At 42.3% G+C, this 17548-nt stretch carries 15 protein-coding genes and 2 pseudogenes; 9 read left to right on the top strand and 8 right to left on the bottom strand.

Annotated elements, in window-relative coordinates; all coding sequences use genetic code 11:
* The first annotated feature begins 10 nt into the window (after window positions 1-10).
* Complete coding sequence (locus ACQ86K_RS27425; protein ID WP_091165001.1) at window positions 11-388, top strand: nuclear transport factor 2 family protein; 378 nt, start codon at window positions 11-13, stop codon at window positions 386-388.
* Window positions 389-962: 574 nt separating this feature from the next.
* Here ACQ86K_RS27425 and ACQ86K_RS27430 read toward each other — a convergent pair.
* The 4 genes from ACQ86K_RS27430 to ACQ86K_RS27445 form a co-directional block, all read right to left on the bottom strand.
* Window positions 963-1391: a hypothetical protein gene (locus ACQ86K_RS27430; protein WP_143020834.1), complete on the bottom strand. Its 429-nt coding sequence runs from the start codon at window positions 1389-1391 to the stop codon at window positions 963-965.
* 105 nt (window positions 1392-1496) lie between these two features.
* The gene (locus tag ACQ86K_RS27435) at window positions 1497-2384 is read right to left on the bottom strand and encodes an alpha/beta hydrolase (RefSeq protein ID WP_431199130.1); all 888 of its coding nucleotides are present in this window, start codon (window positions 2382-2384) and stop codon (window positions 1497-1499) included.
* A gap of 234 nt (window positions 2385-2618) precedes the next feature.
* Window positions 2619-3711, bottom strand: a protein-coding gene (prfB, locus tag ACQ86K_RS27440) for a peptide chain release factor 2 (protein ID WP_129571506.1) whose coding sequence is annotated in 2 segments (ribosomal slippage) — window positions 2619-3650 and window positions 3652-3711 — 1092 coding nt in all. Because the reading frame shifts where the segments join, the coding sequence is not laid out codon by codon here.
* Window positions 3712-3811: 100 nt separating this feature from the next.
* Window positions 3812-4249: a hypothetical protein gene (locus tag ACQ86K_RS27445; protein ID WP_091171982.1), complete on the bottom strand. Its 438-nt coding sequence runs from the start codon at window positions 4247-4249 to the stop codon at window positions 3812-3814.
* Window positions 4250-4502: 253 nt separating this feature from the next.
* On the opposite strand from ACQ86K_RS27445, the gene pgi reads away from it, so the two are divergent.
* Both pgi and tnpA read left to right on the top strand, forming a co-directional pair.
* On the top strand, window positions 4503-6149 hold the full coding sequence (pgi, locus tag ACQ86K_RS27450) for a glucose-6-phosphate isomerase (protein ID WP_091171980.1): 1647 nt from the start codon (window positions 4503-4505) through the stop codon (window positions 6147-6149).
* Between the two features lie 336 nt (window positions 6150-6485).
* Entirely contained in the window at window positions 6486-6920 is a 435-nt protein-coding gene (gene tnpA / locus ACQ86K_RS27455; protein ID WP_091171978.1) for an IS200/IS605 family transposase, read from the top strand.
* 81 nt (window positions 6921-7001) lie between these two features.
* On the opposite strand, the gene ACQ86K_RS27460 is transcribed toward tnpA, so the two are convergent.
* The 4 genes from ACQ86K_RS27460 to ACQ86K_RS27475 form a co-directional block, all read right to left on the bottom strand.
* On the bottom strand, window positions 7002-8075 hold the full coding sequence (locus tag ACQ86K_RS27460; protein ID WP_256337499.1) for a glutaminyl-peptide cyclotransferase: 1074 nt from the start codon (window positions 8073-8075) through the stop codon (window positions 7002-7004).
* A gap of 5 nt (window positions 8076-8080) precedes the next feature.
* Complete coding sequence (locus tag ACQ86K_RS27465; RefSeq protein ID WP_091171976.1) at window positions 8081-8449, bottom strand: YraN family protein; 369 nt, start codon at window positions 8447-8449, stop codon at window positions 8081-8083.
* Window positions 8449-10392, bottom strand: a complete 1944-nt coding sequence (dnaG, locus tag ACQ86K_RS27470) for a DNA primase (RefSeq protein WP_091171975.1) — start codon at window positions 10390-10392, stop codon at window positions 8449-8451. Before dnaG ends, ACQ86K_RS27465 begins: the two co-directional genes overlap by 1 nt.
* 388 nt (window positions 10393-10780) lie before the next feature.
* A complete protein-coding gene (locus tag ACQ86K_RS27475; RefSeq protein ID WP_091171974.1) occupies window positions 10781-11650 on the bottom strand; it encodes a DMT family transporter in 870 nt (289 codons plus the stop codon).
* 210 nt (window positions 11651-11860) lie between these two features.
* On the opposite strand from ACQ86K_RS27475, the gene ACQ86K_RS27480 reads away from it, so the two are divergent.
* The 6 genes and pseudogenes from ACQ86K_RS27480 (at window position 11861) to ACQ86K_RS27505 (ending at window position 17450) form a co-directional block, all read left to right on the top strand.
* Entirely contained in the window at window positions 11861-12253 is a 393-nt protein-coding gene (locus ACQ86K_RS27480) for a DUF6252 family protein (RefSeq protein ID WP_431199131.1), read from the top strand.
* A 451-nt stretch (window positions 12254-12704) separates the two neighbouring features.
* Window positions 12705-14140, top strand: a pseudogene (gene asnS / locus ACQ86K_RS27485) (asparagine--tRNA ligase).
* Between the two features lie 98 nt (window positions 14141-14238).
* Window positions 14239-14703: an SRPBCC family protein gene (locus ACQ86K_RS27490; protein ID WP_091171969.1), complete on the top strand. Its 465-nt coding sequence runs from the start codon at window positions 14239-14241 to the stop codon at window positions 14701-14703.
* A 64-nt stretch (window positions 14704-14767) separates the two neighbouring features.
* Window positions 14768-15310, top strand: a complete 543-nt coding sequence (locus ACQ86K_RS27495; protein ID WP_091171967.1) for an RBBP9/YdeN family alpha/beta hydrolase — start codon at window positions 14768-14770, stop codon at window positions 15308-15310.
* A 189-nt stretch (window positions 15311-15499) separates the two neighbouring features.
* Entirely contained in the window at window positions 15500-15916 is a 417-nt protein-coding gene (locus ACQ86K_RS27500; protein WP_431200945.1) for a methionine-R-sulfoxide reductase, read from the top strand.
* Window positions 15917-16560: 644 nt separating this feature from the next.
* Window positions 16561-17450 (top strand): annotated as a pseudogene (locus ACQ86K_RS27505) (ribonucleotide-diphosphate reductase subunit beta).
* Window positions 17451-17548: the final 98 nt, after the last annotated feature.

Consider the following 17548-nt stretch of genomic DNA (forward strand, 5'->3'; position numbering starts at 1 on the left):
TCTTTAGCTTATGCAGCAACGTGAACTTATCATCAGCAATTATGTAAAGGCCTATAACAACTTTGATGTTGAAGACATGCTTAAAAACCTCGCACCATCCGTTAAATTTCAAAACATATCAAACGGTGATGTGGATATGGAGCTAGATGGTATAGCAGCATTCAGGAGCCAGGCCGAACAGGCAACTGAGCTTTTTGAACGCCGCGAGCAAATTATCCGGTCTTTTAAACACACCGGCAACAAAACCGAAATAGCTATTGACTATAACGCAATTTTAGCCGCCGACCTGCCAAATGGATTAAAGAAAGGTGATGAGTTAAATCTGAAAGGGCATTCAATTTTCACTTTTGACGGAGATAAAATTGTTGGGATAATGGATATTAGTTGATAAAACTCATGCTAAGTTTGAAAGTCCGGCGGACATGAAGATGTGACTACAAAAGAAGCCTGTCAGTTTGAGCCTGTCGAAGACTTGAGCGCAGTGGCCCTACCCACTATGCTCCTACGGGCTACCCATGACAAGATAAAAAATGTGGTTTTTCGCAGCAGATCAGCTTCGGGTGAAAACGAGCAGAACGATGCTGGGCGGTGCGGCTGCAGGGGCATGGCAAGTTTTTGCAGAAGCGGAGGCATTGCGTGCGAATCGGGGCAAAATAATTGCAGCCCGTGGTTCTGTTCGTTTTGCAGGGTGAAGGCCGCGCCGATGGCTATGGGGCCAGATTGTGCGCAAAGAAGCCTCTCTGCTGCAAGCCTTTTTGGTTACTTTTGTGGCGACAAAAGTAATTGGCCCCGCGCGGCCAGGAGCGCGACGATGTAAGTCAAATACTAATGAAGCCCGTTACCAGCCTGTCGGGGGTTGCTTCATTCCTTACAGCAATGACGTGACGCAGATGTCATTTTACCTTCAGAGGCCACCGGATTTAAATCACTCAGGATGACACCCATTTTTAAACATCAACGTTTTACTCTACCATCAGCTTCTTCAATGTAATTCCAATAGTAGCTGTTTTCCTTTTAGCCGCTGCGCCATAGCTGAAAGCAATCTTGTACATCTTTTTTGATTTGATCCAATTTACAAACTTCGGGTCGCAAACCGGGTTCAGTTTATAAACATACTGTTGAGGCTGAGGCTTAACTTCCGATACCGCTATATAAATAGAACCGGGCGTTTTGCAATCGGCCGGAGCATCAACGTCACCTTGCTGATCGGCGACAAGGTACACCGCAATGCTCAGCGTTTTATGATCGGTATATACATAGCGCTTTTGCAGGTTATTTAAAACGTAAGTAAGATCCTGGTTGGATACGCTTTTGTATTTGATGGATTGGGCGATAACATTAAAGCAGGCACCGGCAACAAGCAACGCTGCTAACAGTATTCTTTTCAACATAAAATCATCATTAAGGTCGAACTTCAAGCTTTCAAAAAAAGACTGTTTACCTCAACAATAAAATTAGCCTACTGTTTTACAGAAGAAGAAATTAGTTGTCCCGGATCACTTCCCGCTCAAAAAGCCATTCTCCTCCAGCCACGCGGCAGCCCATTCAAACCATTTGCCTTTATTTTTAGAATTGTTCATGCCGAAACCATGACCGCCTTCCTGGAAAAGATGCATTTCGGCCTTTACTTTGTTTTTTAACAGGGCATCATAAAATAACAGACTGTTTTGTACTGGTACTACGTTATCATCCTCGGCGTGCACTAAAAATGTTGGCGGGGTATTGGCAGTAACCTGTTTTTCGTTCGAATACAGATCTAACTGCGCTGCTGATGGGTTTTTACCTATTAGGTTTTCCCTCGAGCCAACATGGGCATATTCACCAAAAGAAATTACAGGATAGATCAGCATCATAAAATCAGGGCGTACGCTGATGTTTTCTTTATCTTCAATAACCGGTTTATCAAAATGAGTTCCTTCCGTTGATACCAGGTGGCCCCCTGCCGAAAAACCGATAATTCCTATTTTAGATGGGTTGATATTCCATTCTGCGGCATTTTTACGTACGGTGTATATGGCCATTTGCGCATCCTGTAACGGACCGATAGATTTATCAGCCATAATATCATCACTTGGTAAACGATATTTTAATACAAAAGCGGTTACGCCAATTTGAGCGAAGGCTTGTGCTACGGCTTTACCTTCATGATCTGAAGCCAGTCCTGAATAGCCACCGCCAGGGCAAACAACAATGGCAGCGCCGTTAGCTTTACCTTTTTCGGGCAGGTAAGGCGTTAGCGTTGGCTCAGTTACCATGGTGATCCAGCTCCTGTTGTCTGTTTTTTCAACATAAGTTGCCGGGGCTTTTTTTGAATTGGGAACACCTTTAGGATAAAGCAGCATCGGTTTTTCCTGTGCGAAGGATACAAATGTTATAACTGTCAAGACTAAGGCAGATAAGAAGGTTTTCATATTTTTTAAAAGGCAAATTGGATGTGTCCAAAATACAATTAATCTTCCAAAAACAAAACGGAGTATCAGAAATGATACTCCGTTTTTTATACTATACCGTCATCCTGAACTTGTTTCAGGCCCCCACTTACCTGGCCTACGCCATACGGACGGTATACGGCATGTGGGGTACCGAAATAAATTCGGCATGACCTTACTTTCTTATTTTTAACTCTTTGGCCCGCCAAATTCCATCAGGTAGGCTTTCAGGAAATCATTCAGATCACCATCGAGCACTGCCGCAGCGTTGGAAGTTTCGTGATCGGTACGGAGGTCTTTTACCAGTTTATATGGATGTAAAACATAGTTACGGATCTGTGAGCCCCACTCTATCTTCTTTTTATTGCCCTCAATAGCATTGGTTAGTTCCATACGTTTGCGCATCTCAATTTCGTATAACTGTGATTTAAGCAAGCGGATGGCGTTATCTTTATTTTGCAATTGCGAACGCGATTCCTGGTTTTTGATGATGATGCCCGATGGCTTGTGATATAAACGCACGGCAGTTTCTACCTTATTCACGTTCTGACCACCGGCACCACCCGAGCGGAAAGTTTCAAATTCGATATCGGCCGGATTTACTTCAATCTCAATGGTATCATCAACCAGGGGATAAACATATACAGAGGCAAAAGAGGTGTGACGTTTGGCATTAGCATCAAAAGGCGATACGCGCACCAGGCGGTGTACCCCATTTTCACCTTTCAGATAGCCATAGGCAAACTCGCCTTCCAACTGCAGGGTAACGGTTTTTACGCCGGCCACGTCGCCTTCCTGGTAATCCTGCTCGGTTACTTTATAACCGTTCTTTTCGCCCCACATAATGTACATACGCATGAGCATGCCGGCCCAGTCGCAGCTTTCGGTACCACCGGCACCCGCCGTGATCTGAAGCACCGCATTTAGTTGATCTTCTTCGGCCGAGAGCATATTTTTAAACTCAAGCTCTTCAACGGCTTTTAAAGCCGCATTATATTGTTCCTGCATTTCGGCCTCGGTAGCATCACCGCCCTGGTAAAATTCAAAAAGCACGCCGGCGTCATCAACAACCGATACCACCTTCTGAAAAGCATCCGTCCATACTTTTTTAACTTTGATGGACGCCAGTACTTTTTCGGCCTCTTTAGGATGATCCCAAAAATGCGGGCCGATGGTTATTTCCTGTTCTTCATGTAATAGTTCCAGCTTCTTATCAATGTCAAAGATGCCTCCTCAGGGAAGTTACTCTATCCCTTAAATCCTGAACTTGTTCTTTAGTCATGCGGCAAATATATATAATTTGAAAAATTGCTATAAATAAAAAGGCCTGCAAATTGTTTAACAATCGGCAGGCCTGTTCATTAGGCAGATGTAATAGTATGTTAGGCAACCATCAGGTTGTTCACAAGCGGGTTCAGATCGGTACGGTTACCGTTCAGTTTAGTTAACATAGTACCCAAAGCAAACTCTTTGGCTTCGCCGCTTTTTGTTTCCTTAATCAGTTCATTCATTACAGTTGGGATCAGAGCCTTTGCAACTGTTAACGCATGTGCCGGGTCAATACTGTAAAAAGTGTTAAGCTTATTTGCAAAGCGGTTGGTTATGCTCGATACTAATGAATTGTTGTAACTACCCGAGAACTGAAAGTATTTAATAAGTTCCTTCACCTTGCCGCTTTCAAGCTGGCCTTTTAAAACTTCAATGATTGAACTTGAAGCTTCATTGATCACTGCTTCATGATATTTAGCAGGAATCACCGGGTTGTTGATAACAGCCGTCCCGGCGTTATCTTTTACAAGCAAAAACAGTTTTTCGAACATAGTAATACGTGTTTTTAAAGTAAATTTACAAATTGATGATAAATACCTCATTTGATTACCATCGACACAAATATATTAAATAAAAATTTTAAACTTCAAAATATATTTGTAATTCTTTTGTAATTCTCATAATTTTCAAGTGTAAAATCAACACTATGCCGGCCGTGTTTAAACAACACTAAGACAGGCTAATAATTTATTTAATGACTATCTAACAATTAACTTTTTACTTTTGTTGAAAAACAACACAATTATGCTGCCAACTACTGATTTTACAACAACCCAGGCTTACAAATATCTTACAGATCATTACATTGATATTGTATCAAAAAACCTGAAAGAAATGTTTGATGCTGACGACCAGCGTTTTAATAAGTTCTCGATCCAGTTTGAGGATATCCTGCTTGATTATTCAAAGAACCGTATCGATGATGAAACCATTGCTTTATTGATACAGCTGGCCAAAGAATGTTCATTAAAAGAGGCGATAGACGCCATGTATTCCGGCGAAAAAATTAACGTTACGGAAGGCCGTCCGGTATTACACATCGCATTACGTAACCGCAGCAACACTCCTATTTATGTTGATGGTAAAGATGTTATGCCCGATGTAAATAAAGTGCTTGACCAAATGAAAGCCTTCAGTGAAGCCATCATTTCGGGCGAGTGGAAAGGTTATACCGGCAAAGCTATTACCGATGTGGTTAATATTGGTATCGGCGGCTCAGACCTTGGCCCGGTAATGGTTACTGAAGCTTTAAAAGCATACAAAAATCATTTGAACCTCCACTTTGTAAGTAACGTGGATGGTACTCATATAGTTGAAACCCTGAAAGCAGTTGATCCTGAAACTACGCTGTTCCTGGTGGCTTCAAAAACTTTCACTACCCAGGAAACTATGGGCAACGCCCACAGCGCCCGCGACTGGTTCCTGGCCAGCGGTGCTACTGAGGCCGATGTAGCTAAACACTTCGCCGCTCTTTCAACCAATGCAGCAGCTGTTGAAAAATTTGGCATCGATACTAAAAACATGTTTGAATTTTGGGACTGGGTTGGTGGCCGTTACTCTTTATGGAGCGCTATCGGTTTGTCAATTGCCCTAAGCATTGGTTTTGAAAACTTTGCCGATTTGCTTGCCGGTGCCCACGCGACTGACAATCATTTCAAAACTGCCGAATTTGACCAAAACATCCCGGTTATTATGGGACTGATCGGTATCTGGTATAACAACTTCTTTGAGGCCGAAACCAATGTTATCTTACCTTACGACCAATACCTGCACCGTTTCTCTGCTTATTTCCAACAAGGCGATATGGAAAGTAATGGCAAACATGTTGACCGTAATGGTAAAGATGTTGACTACTCTACCGGTCCGATCATTTGGGGCGAACCTGGTACAAACGGTCAGCACGCTTTTTATCAATTGATTCACCAGGGCACTAAACTGATCCCTGCCGATTTTATCGCCCCGGCACAATCTCACAATCCACTGGGCGAACATCACAACATGCTGCTGTCAAACTATTTTGCTCAAACCGAAGCTTTAATGAACGGTAAAACCGAAGAGGTAGTTATTGAAGAACTAAAAGCTGCCGGAAAATCTGACGAGGAAATAGCTAAAATAGCTCCGTTCAAGGTATTTGAAGGCAACCGTCCAACAAACTCGTTCCTGATTAAAAAGATCACACCATACACTTTAGGCGCGCTGATTGCCATGTATGAGCATAAAATTTTTACCCAGGGCATCATTTGGAACATATACAGCTTTGATCAGTGGGGTGTTGAGCTTGGTAAACAACTTGCCGGCAAAATCCTTCCTGAACTAAAAGATAACGCTGAGATCAGCAGCCATGATTCATCAACTAATGGACTAATCAATCAATATAAAGCGTGGAGGTAATCTCCCCAGCCTCCTAAAGGGGGAAGTTTTATATTTTAACAACACCCCACCGGATTTTCCGGGGGGTGTTGTTAAAAAACTGAGTGCTTAGTAGAACCTTTTCTGGCGATTTCGGCTAAAGCCGCCTCATGTTGCTTTTTTTGTTCCGTTGGTTAAAACCAACGGCAATGAATTTTCTTTTTATAGAGAATTAACGCAGTCGAGCAATTTCCTATTTATTGGTTGAAAGAAGCCTTTTCGAAATCTTGTTTTCATTACCGTTGGTTTTAACCAACGGATAAAGTTGCCAGGTGCTAAGTGGCTTTAGCCAAAATAACCATACATTTAGGACAAACCATGTCATTTGTAAAAATCTGGACCCATTTGGTATTTGCAACTAAAGACAGACAACCCTTGCTTACTCAAAACATAAGATACCAGATACATAAATACATCATAGAGAACTGCAAAGAGAAAGGGATATTCTTACAAGCGATTAATGGCTATACCGATCATATCCATTGCCTTATTTCTTTAGGAAAAGATCAAAATATTGCCAAAATAAGCCAGCTAATTAAAGGAGAATCATCTCTTTGGATAAATAAGAACAAACTAATAAAACAACAATTCGGTTGGCAGGACGACTACTTTGCAGTATCGGTAAGTGAATCACAGGTATCAACAGTCATTAGCTATATTAACAATCAGGAAAATCATCATCAAAAGAAATCATTCAGTGATGAGGTTGAAGAATTTATGAACCGATATGGCTGGCAACTGCTCAATAACTAAAACACGAAACGCCCGGATAATCCGGGCGTTTCGCTTTATAAAAATACTAATTCAAGCTATGGTTCTGTTAGGGGCCAAGGCTTACGGAACCGGCACAAACTTAACCTGGTACAAATGCGGCCATTTTTTACCGGTAACAAACAGGCGTTGACCTTTGGCATCCCAGGCAATTCCGTTTAGCACGTTATTATTCCAGTCCCTGTCCTGCGGACGGCTTGCCACCGGGTAAATCTCTTTCATATCTATTATCTGCTCCACCGCACCAGTTTTAGGATTGACCACCAATATGTTATCGGTTTGATAAACGTTGGCATAGATCTTACCGTTGATGTATTCCAGTTCGTTTATCGAATCTATCTGTTGTTTATCGTCACACACATCAATGTGGCCTATCTGGTGATAATCATTCTTGTCAAGGAACCAGATCCGGTTGGTGCTATCATCCATGTATAATTTTGTTCCGTCATAGCACATCCCCCAACCTTCGGGGCCAACGTTGTTGGTGAAGTTGTTAAGCAACTTCAATGTATTTTTATCGTACACAAACCCTACCTTTTCCTTCCAGGTAAGCTGCACTACTTTATCACCAATAACCGAGAGGCCTTCACCAAAATATTTCTCATCAAGCTTGGTTTCCTGTAAAACCTTACCTGTATTCAAATCAACCTTGCGGATGGATGAGTGTTTATAGTCTCCGGTACTTTCGTATAAAACACCATCAACATACTGCAGGCCTTCGGTATATGCAGCGGTATCATGAGGGAAAACTTTTTCAACTTTATAAGTGTACCTGGCAGGGGCTTTTGCTGCTAATAACAAGACATTGGTTGATACCTCATTGCTTTTACCGCCTTCATAAACCTTAGCCGTGATTATCCTGATGCCCAGGCCAATGGTATCCGTTTTAAGACTGATACCTGCAGTATCCTTACTGGATGCGAACTTTACGGAATCGAGCAGGTAAACTACCGAATCAACTTTACTGCCTGTACGATAGCCTACTTTGATGTCGATCTTATCGCCGGCTTTGTAGTTTGCACCGGCGTCGGGGGTGATAGTATAATCTGTAGCCGAGCTATCAGGTTTATGGTTACAGCTGCAGCCGAAGGCCATTAGGGCAAGGGCGGCAAAAAATAGCTTTAGTTTATTATTCATAAGTGTTATGTGGCCGAAGGCCAAAACGCATCTTCTATATGGTTTAGTATATAATTTCCACTGCGGTCAAACAAAATAGCGATGATATCAAACCGCACTTCGCCCTGGTGGTTCATGAGGTAGATGTATTCATCGGCGGCTTCGGCCAGCAGTTTTTGCTTACGGTTATCTACAAAATCTTCGGGTTCTCCAAAGCCATTGCCCGTGCGGGTTTTTACTTCGGTAAATATAATAACCTTGTCTTTATAAGCAATTATATCTATCTCAGCTTTTCCGTAAGTCCAGTTTTCATCAAGAATTTCGTAGCCTGCTTTTTCGAGGTGGGTTTTGGCTAATGCTTCGCCGGTGCGGCCAAGTTCAAGGTGTTGGGCCATTATTTTATGATTACGGAGCCCAAAAAGTCAGATATTGATTTTTCTACCTTTTTCATACGCATATACTGATTAAGCAGTATTTCCTGGTCGGCCTCGGTATCGGCTTTTTGAAGCTGAGTTCGCAGGTCTTCCAGCATTTTACCAACCTTATGCTTTTTAAGGTGAAATATCGCACCAAGAATAGTTGCCTTCATATTAACCTGCTCATCGTTCACCGTGATCCTATGCATTTCGTACCAGTTTTCACTGAGCGAATATTTACTGGCTAACATGTTAATAGTTAAATCAACTATAGCTTTATCCTTATGGTGAATAAAATAAGCCTCATCCGGCAGTACACCGTTTTCTACTTCGCGACGGTAAATTTCGGTAATCTGCTTACAAACCGGATGATCAAAACTAACATCACTCAACTCGGCTATAATGAACGGGCCTATATAGGTATTGGCAATACCGTCCCAGTCAATCATACGGCTTCCATAATGCAGCAATAAACGCACAATTTCCTTTTCCTGAAAAGCATCGTCTTTAGCAACATGTGGCTCAAGTTCAACAGGCTCATCAAAGAAGTGGGGTTCGTCGGGCATTTCGGCAAACCTGTTGTTTTGCTGCTGACGCTGCTGCTCCTCCTTTTTGGCTTTGGCAGTGCGCATTTTATTGAGCTCGGATAAAAGGGCGCGCTCGTCTATCTGCAATAAGCCGCTACACTCCTTTATAAATACCGACGCCTTGATGCTATCCGGGATCTTGGCGATACTTTCAACAACCTCACGGATCACATCAGCCTTTTTTATCGGGTCGTTACCAACTTCTTTAAGCAGGATCTGGGTTTTATACAGGATAAAGTCCTTCTTATTTTCCTCGATGTGCTTTTTAAAAGCACTTGACCCTTTCGATTGTACAAATGAATCAGGATCATGTCCATCCGGAAACAGCACTACTTTTACATTAAGCCCTTCCTCCAGGATCATATCCAAACCACGCAGTGAAGCTTTGATCCCGGCTGCGTCGCCATCATATAATATGGTGATGTTTTTAGTAAAACGGGCAATGAGCTTAATCTGCTCAGTAGTGAGCGATGTGCCTGATGAAGCCACCACGTTTTCAACCCCCGCCTGGTGTACCGAAAGTACATCGGCATAGCCTTCTACCAGGTAACAGTTATCCTGCTCACGAATAGCCTTTTTAGCGAAGTAGAGGCCGTAAAGTACATTTGATTTATGGTAGATCTCCGACTCGGGCGAGTTAACATACTTGGCTACGTTTTTATCTTTTTTTAGTGTACGGCCGCCAAAACCAATTACCCTGCCGGTAAAACTATGGATCGGGAACATTACCCGACCGCGGTACCTGTCGAACAAGGCCCCGTTATCCCGCTTTACCGACAGACCGCTCTCGACCAGAAACTGCTCTTTATAGCCGTTCCTGATAGCGGCACCTGTAAAAGCTTCCCATTGATCGGGCGAGTAACCCAATTCAAACTTCTTGATGGTTTCGGCAGTAAAGCCGCGTTCTTTAAAATAACTGAGACCGATGCTTTGCCCTTCCTCCGTTTCGAGCATGGCCTCGTGAAAAAACTTAGCAGCAAATGCCGATACGATCATAAGGCTTTCCCGGCGCAGATCCTCCTCGCGGTTTTCGGGAACTTCAACAGTTTCTTCAACCTCGATGCCGTACTTTTTAGCGAGCCATTTCAAGGCCTCGGGATAGCTGAACTTTTCCAGCTCCATTAAAAACGTAACAGCCGAACCGCCTTTTCCTGTTGAGAAATCTTTAAAAATACCTTTTGCCGGGGATACCGTGAACGAAGGGGTACGCTCATTCGCGAAAGGCGAAAGGCCTACGTAGTTAGCCCCGCGCTTTTTTAACTGCACAAATTCCCCTATCACCTCCACAATGTCGGTGGCTTCCATAATACGGTCGATAGTGGATTTTTGAATCATGAGTTAAAGCAAATGTAGGGAAGATAGATCGTTGCCCGTAATTCGAAAACGTTAAAATACGGTTTTGTTTGATAACGAGCTGTTTAAAATTCAATCTCCTTAAGAGACAAGTTACCGTTTAACGCTTTGAGTTAAGATCCTGAGATATATACCAATTTAATTACTGCGATGACAGGGGTTAACAGGGTTAACATAAATTCCATAATTTAAACACAGCAAACTTATAATCAACTACTTAATAAAGCAATGGGGTTACATTAAATACCACTAAAGTATTAAAAAAGTAATAAAATTATACAATCGTACTTCGATCGTTGCGACCGAAGCGAACTGAAGATATTAACATCATGATATGATACAGCTTCATTTGTACTGCGCTTAAACCCGTTTAAACCAAGGTATTCGCTTTTCGATTTCGTGGTTTTAAAAAGGTCACTGCTATCCCGGCCAATACAATTATACTGCCAACAATCTCATTAAAACCTAAACGTTCATGCAGTAAAAAAGCAGCCAGCAGCCCGGCAAAAACCGTTTGGCTTAATAAGGCAATGGAAACCCTGGTTGGTTCCAGATAACGTAACGAGTAATTGATGGTTAGCCAGCCTGCTAACTGGCAAATAAGCCCCATACCTATAAAGCAAAGCCAAACTTTTAAAGAAAGATGAACAATATCGTTATGCATAGATCCATTGACTACCAGCAAAAAAATACTGGCGCTCAGCATACTGTAAAACATAAAACTAAACACATCAATACCGGCCATAATATTTTTGGTGATCATGATATAAGTAGCATAAAAAAAACTGGCGAGTATAGCCAGCAGTATGCCGGCATTAAGTTCCATGTGCAAAATATGTTCATAACCTACCAAAACAACCATACCGGCGATGGCAATGAGCGTACCTATCCAAAATAGCCGACCTGATCCTTTTCTTAAAAACAGGAAGCTCATCAGGCCTACCCAAACCGGGGCCAGGTTGGCAATAAGGGTTGATACAGTGGCGCTGATCTTTAACAGCGAAATATTCCATACCGCAATATCAAGGGCGAAAACCATGCCCGCAGCTATGGAAATAAGCAATTGCTTTTTATTTATTTTAAGTTTTTGCCTAAATACACAAAATGGGGCAAGACAAATCCAGGCTATAAACACCCGGTAAAATGCCGAACCAATTGGTGATACCCCGGCAAGCTTTACAAATATCGGCGAAAAAGAAATGCATAGAATGCCAATAACGAGGCTCAATTTGGGATTCATGGGCGATAAAACAAAATGAGCGGCAAACTTACTGAAACCACGTATAATATGCTTTACTTTTAAATATCTTTATATTTCCTGTACAATTTATTAACCTGTCATCAGTAAAGCAATGAAATATCCCTGTTTGATATTAGCCATAGCCGTGGCCCTGCTTTTTCGGCCTGCAAAAAAAAGGACTGCTGTAATTTTCCGGTCATACCCGATTTTATGCTTGCGCAAAAAAACAACATCAAATGGGAGGCTAATCCTTCCGGTTCGAATATAATGGGTGATACCATTACCATATCAGCAAAAAGCACCATTGGAGGTGAAGAAGAGCAGGTAGGTTTTAAAATTGTGTTTGATGGTGTTGGGTATTATACCCTCAAAGCAAACGAAAACTATTACCACATTACAAAAAACGGCTCCCCGTTAGCCGGATACAAACCTGACCCTACCCATCTTAGTTCGGTAACTATAATTTCATACAACCAGGCCGATAAAATACTGCAGGGATTGTTCGAATTACGTTTTCTGAAAGTAATTGATAGCCAAACCGAAAGTCATCCGGACAAGGTTACTTTTAGCGAGGGCAAGTTTAAAGCTAAGCTCAAATATTAACTTTTATATTAATTGTAACTAAGCTTAATTATCATTCGTATTAGTTGTAAATTTGTTTTATGAAAAAAGCTCTATTATTAACCGCCTCAGTATCACTTCTGTTATTTGCTGGCTGCCAAAAAAATGGCGTAGCCCCAAAACAAGACAGTGTTAGTGCAAAAAAAGCATTACCAACCAGTCATTGAATAAAAGCAAAGACACTATTATGGTAGGCGGCGCGACGACAAACACGTTACTCCGTGACACAATCATGGTTACAAACAAGTAAGCGTCAAAAAGAAATAGCCGGGATACTTCATGTTCCCGGCTACATTTTTAGTCGCTGGTTTCCTTTTCCCCTTTTCTCCTGATATATCTTTCCGTGTTAACATGCTAATGTTTTTTAGCTCATGTTTCAAAGTGCGCTTTCATAATTAATTGTATTTTTGCGACTCTAAAAATTATACATGATATGAGTCAGCGAACTAAGATCAAAGCATTGCTGCAAAGCCAGCAAACCGAAATTGATGTAACAGTTAAAGGATGGGTGCGTGCATTCCGTTCAAATCGCTTTATTGCTTTGAATGATGGCTCAACTAATAATAACATCCAGGTAGTTGTTGATTTTGAAAATACCGACCCGGCATTACTTAAACGCATTACCGTTGGTGCAGCACTTAGTGTTCAGGGTAAATTGATAGCATCTTTAGGTAAAGGCCAAACAGTTGAGGTTGTTGCAACTGAGATTGAGATTTTAGGTGACAGCGATCCTGAAAAATATCCTATCCAGCCTAAAAAGCATAGCCTTGAGTTTTTGAGGGAAAACGCCCACCTGCGTTTCCGTACCAGTACGTTTGGCGCTATTTTCAGGGTGCGTAACAGCCTGGCATTCGCGGTGCACCAGTTTTTCCAGGAACGGGGTTTTGTTTACCTGCATACCCCTGTAATTACGGCTTCAGATGCTGAAGGCGCGGGCGAGACTTTTCACGTTACCAACTTCGACCTGGATAACATTCCGAAAACTGATACCGGCGAGATTGATTTCAAACAGGATTTTTTTGGTCGTGCCACTAACTTAACCGTATCCGGTCAGTTGGAAGGTGAGCTTGGCGCTATGGCCCTGAGTGATATTTATACCTTCGGCCCAACTTTCCGTGCCGAAAATTCAAACACCACACGCCACCTGGCCGAGTTTTGGATGATTGAGCCGGAAGTAGCCTTTAACGATCTGGTTGACAACATGGACCTTGCCGAGGACATGCTGAAATATGTGATCAAATACGCGTTGGATAAAAATGCCGATGACATTGAATTTTTAACCCAGCGCTTAACTGAAGAGGAAAAAACCAAGCCGCAAAACGAGCGCTCAGAAATGACGCTGCTTGAAAAACTGCAGTTTTGCTTAAATAACGATTTCGAGCGCCTAACCTATACCGAGGCGATTGACATCCTGAAAGAATCTACCCCAAACAAAAAGAAAAAGTTTGTTTATCCTGTTGAAGGCTGGGGTACCGACCTGCAAAGTGAGCACGAGCGCTACCTGGTTGAAAAACATTTTAAAAAGCCGGTGATCCTGACCGATTATCCAAAGGAGATCAAAGCGTTTTACATGCGCCAGAACGACGATGGCAAAACTGTGCGCGCCATGGACATCCTGTTCCCGGGCATTGGCGAAATTGTAGGTGGTTCACAGCGTGAAGAACGTTTAGACAAGCTTGAGCAGCGCATGAACGAAATGGGCATCCCTACCGAAGAACTTTGGTGGTATTTGGATACCCGCCGTTTCGGCTCTTGTCCGCATGCCGGCTTTGGTTTAGGCTTTGAGCGGTTGGTGCTGTTTGTTACCGGCATGGGCAACATCCGCGATGTAATCCCTTCCCGAGATTCCCCAAGAATGCGGAATTTTAACCGTTGATTGTTTTTTTATTTTGATGATTACGCTGATTATTTGTAATGCGTAACACTATATTTGGGCTGTCGCTAAACGACAGCCTTTTTTATACTATATGCCATCACAAATTCTGCTTGCTACCCATATTAATGCGCCTGTTGAAAGAGTGTTTGACATTGCCCGTAACATTGATGTACATGTAGAGTCAACAAAACATACTGGCGAACGAGCTATTGCCGGGCGTACAACCGGCTTGATTGAACTCGGCGAAACTGTTACCTGGCGGGCAAAGCATTTCGGCATATGGCAAAACCTTACCTCAAAGATCACTGAAATGGAATATCCAAATTACTTTACCGATATCCAGGTTGAGGGTGCTTTCAAAAACTTTACGCATGAGCATTATTTTTATCCTATCCTTAACCAAACCATGATGCGGGATATTTTCACGTTCGAATCGCCGGGCGGAATATTGGGAGAAGCGGTAAACTTTCTGTTCCTGTCTAACTATATGACACAATTGTTGGTAAAGAGGAATAAAGTGATTAAACAGGTGGCTGAAGGTCGTTCAAACTCATGACCGAGGATTAAAATCCCTATCTTGAGCTTTCAATTATTAAGTTATTTAACATCTTACCGAAACTATGGTTTTCAACGCTGATATTCTTATACACGCGGGATTGGGTAATTCAGATCAACAACATTGGCAAAGCATTTGGGAAAAACAGTTCAATTTTACCCGTATTGAACAACAGGATTGGGAAACCTCGGTTTGCAGCGATTGGATAAAAACTATAAATGATTATGTAAACCGCTATGACCCGGAAAACGTAATCTTAGTTGGCCACAGCCTGGCTTGTGCAGCCATAGCCTCGTGGGCAAAACAATATAACATTGCAATAAAGGGTGTATTACTGGTTGCGCCGAGCGATACTGAAGCAGATAGTTATCCAACCGGCACAAGTGGTTTTACCCCGATGCCATTAGGCAAGCTACCATTCAAATCAATAACCGTATTTAGTAACAATGATTTCTATGTAAGCAGGGAACGGGCCTCATTATTTGCAGACAGTTGGGGAAGTGAAATTGTGAATATTGGCGATGCCGGCCATATCAATGTATCAGCGGGTTACGGAGAGTGGAATGAAGGCCTCGAACTGTTAAAAAAACTGGATGCGGGATATTAAACCTTCTGCCGCAGGCTTTCAGTGGTCCTGGTAGCTATATATTTTCAGCAATCTGCACATCTGAAATCTGCACATCAACACATCTGCCACTCCCCGTCAAACCAGTGTAAACATCAGCCTGCAAAGCATTATGTCGGCCTAAATTGTCGTATCTTTATAGTAGATCAAAACACCGGATGGAGTTTCCCAATCGGTGAAATCATCAAAAAAATTTGTGTAACCCCAACAAAAAATATGGAGTACAATCAATTAACGCCCGAAGAAGAAAGGGTAATATTATACAAAGGCACCGAAAGGCCGTTCACCGGCTCGTTACTGAACAATAAGGCACAAGGTTTATACGTTTGCAAACGCTGTGATGCGCCGCTGTATCGATCGGAAGATAAGTTTGAGTCGTTTTGCGGCTGGCCGAGTTTTGACGATGAGATTGAAGGAGCTGTTCGCCGCGAAGTAGACGCCGATGGCCGCAGGGTAGAAATCCTGTGTGCAAATTGCGGCGCACACCTGGGCCATGTGTTTGAAGGTGAATATATGACGCCAAAAAACACCCGCCATTGTGTAAATTCAGTGTCGATGAAATTTGTTCCGGTTGAGGACGCAAAATAATTCGTAAAACTTTTAGGAATACGCCCGTTGGTTCATGGCTAACGGGCGTAATTGTTTTCCACATACCGGCTTGCAACAACCTTTTAACTTCGCATTTTAATATTGATACCTGCTGCAAGCAAAAGCATTTCATTATTGGCAATAATTGTCGGTGTTAAGTCAAGTAATTTATAATGTTAAATTATCGTAATCCGCAAGTATCAAGGCATGCTAATTTCAATCAAATTTTTAATCGGCTGTTTTCAAGTCCATTAATTTTTCATCAATATAACAAGTGCCGATAAAGTGTGGATAACTCGGGGGTTTGTGAAAAACTATCATTCACAACTACACAACTCAAACATTAACTTTGCTCAGCAAGGTAATAAAAAAGGCATTCAGCCGGCAGCCAGAAGCACTCGTCAACTTCTAATTAAATAACTGGCTGTCAGAAAGTTACACAATACAGTTGCTAAGGAGTAAACCCGAAGGCATCAAAATTTAAAGCTTTATTGAAAAGTAGGGCTTGCTTTCGTGTCTGAATACCTGATTAAAGAAAGAAACTAAAAAAGTAGACACCAATGAGTTTGGAAAACGAATTATTACTACGGGAAAACAAGGACCGGTTTGTTATCCTTCCCATTAAGTATCCCGCAATTTGGGAGATGTATAAAAAAGCGGAGGCCAGCTTCTGGACCGCCGAGGAAATCGACCTATCGGACGATATCAAACATTGGGAAAGTCTTAATTCGGGCGAGAAACATTTTATCTCGCATGTACTCGCTTTTTTGCCGCAAGCGATGGTATCGTGAACGAGAACCTGGCGGTAAACTTCATGAGCGAAGTACAATTGCCCGAAGCACGCTGCTTTTACGGTTTCCAGATCATGATGGAAAACATCCACTCTGAAACCTATGCCCTGCTGATAGACACCTACGTAAAAGATCCGACCGAGAAAGATCGCCTTTTCCATGCTATTGAAACCGTACCATGTGTTGGCAAAAAAGCCGAATGGGCGCTAAAATGGATCAACAACGGCAACTTTGCCGAGCGTTTGGTTGCATTCGCGGCGGTTGAAGGGATCTTCTTTTCAGGCAGCTTTTGCTCCATATTCTGGCTTAAAAAACGCGGCCTGATGCCGGGCTTAACTTTCAGCAATGAGCTGATCTCGCGCGATGAAGGTTCGCACTGCGAATTTGCCTGCTTATTATATGGCATGCTTGAAAACAAACTACCGCAGGAACAGGTTACCAAGATCATTACCGATGCGGTAGAGATAGAAAAAGAATTTATAACCGAGGCATTACCGGTTAACCTGATAGGAATGAATGCCAAGCTAATGAGCCAGTACATTGAGTTTGTGGCCGACAGGTGGCTGAGCGAACTTGGGTACGATAAATTCTATAACGCAACCAATCCGTTCGATTTCATGGAAATGATCTCGTTACAGGGCAAAACCAACTTTTTTGAAAAGCGTGTAGGCGATTATCAAAAAAGTGGTGTACTGAATGCATCGGCCGAAAGCAAAAGCTTTTCGCTTGATGATGATTTTTAATTGAAGAGGTTAGAGATTGGTGATTAGAGGTTAGGTAGTCTCAGGCCAATCCCAAAATCAAAAAAATCAAGGTTCAGAAAATAATCAAATCACAATAA

It is taken from the genome of Mucilaginibacter sp. P19 (genome assembly GCF_050632265.1).
In the GTDB taxonomy this organism is placed as follows: Bacteria; Bacteroidota; Bacteroidia; order Sphingobacteriales; family Sphingobacteriaceae; genus Mucilaginibacter; species Mucilaginibacter gossypii.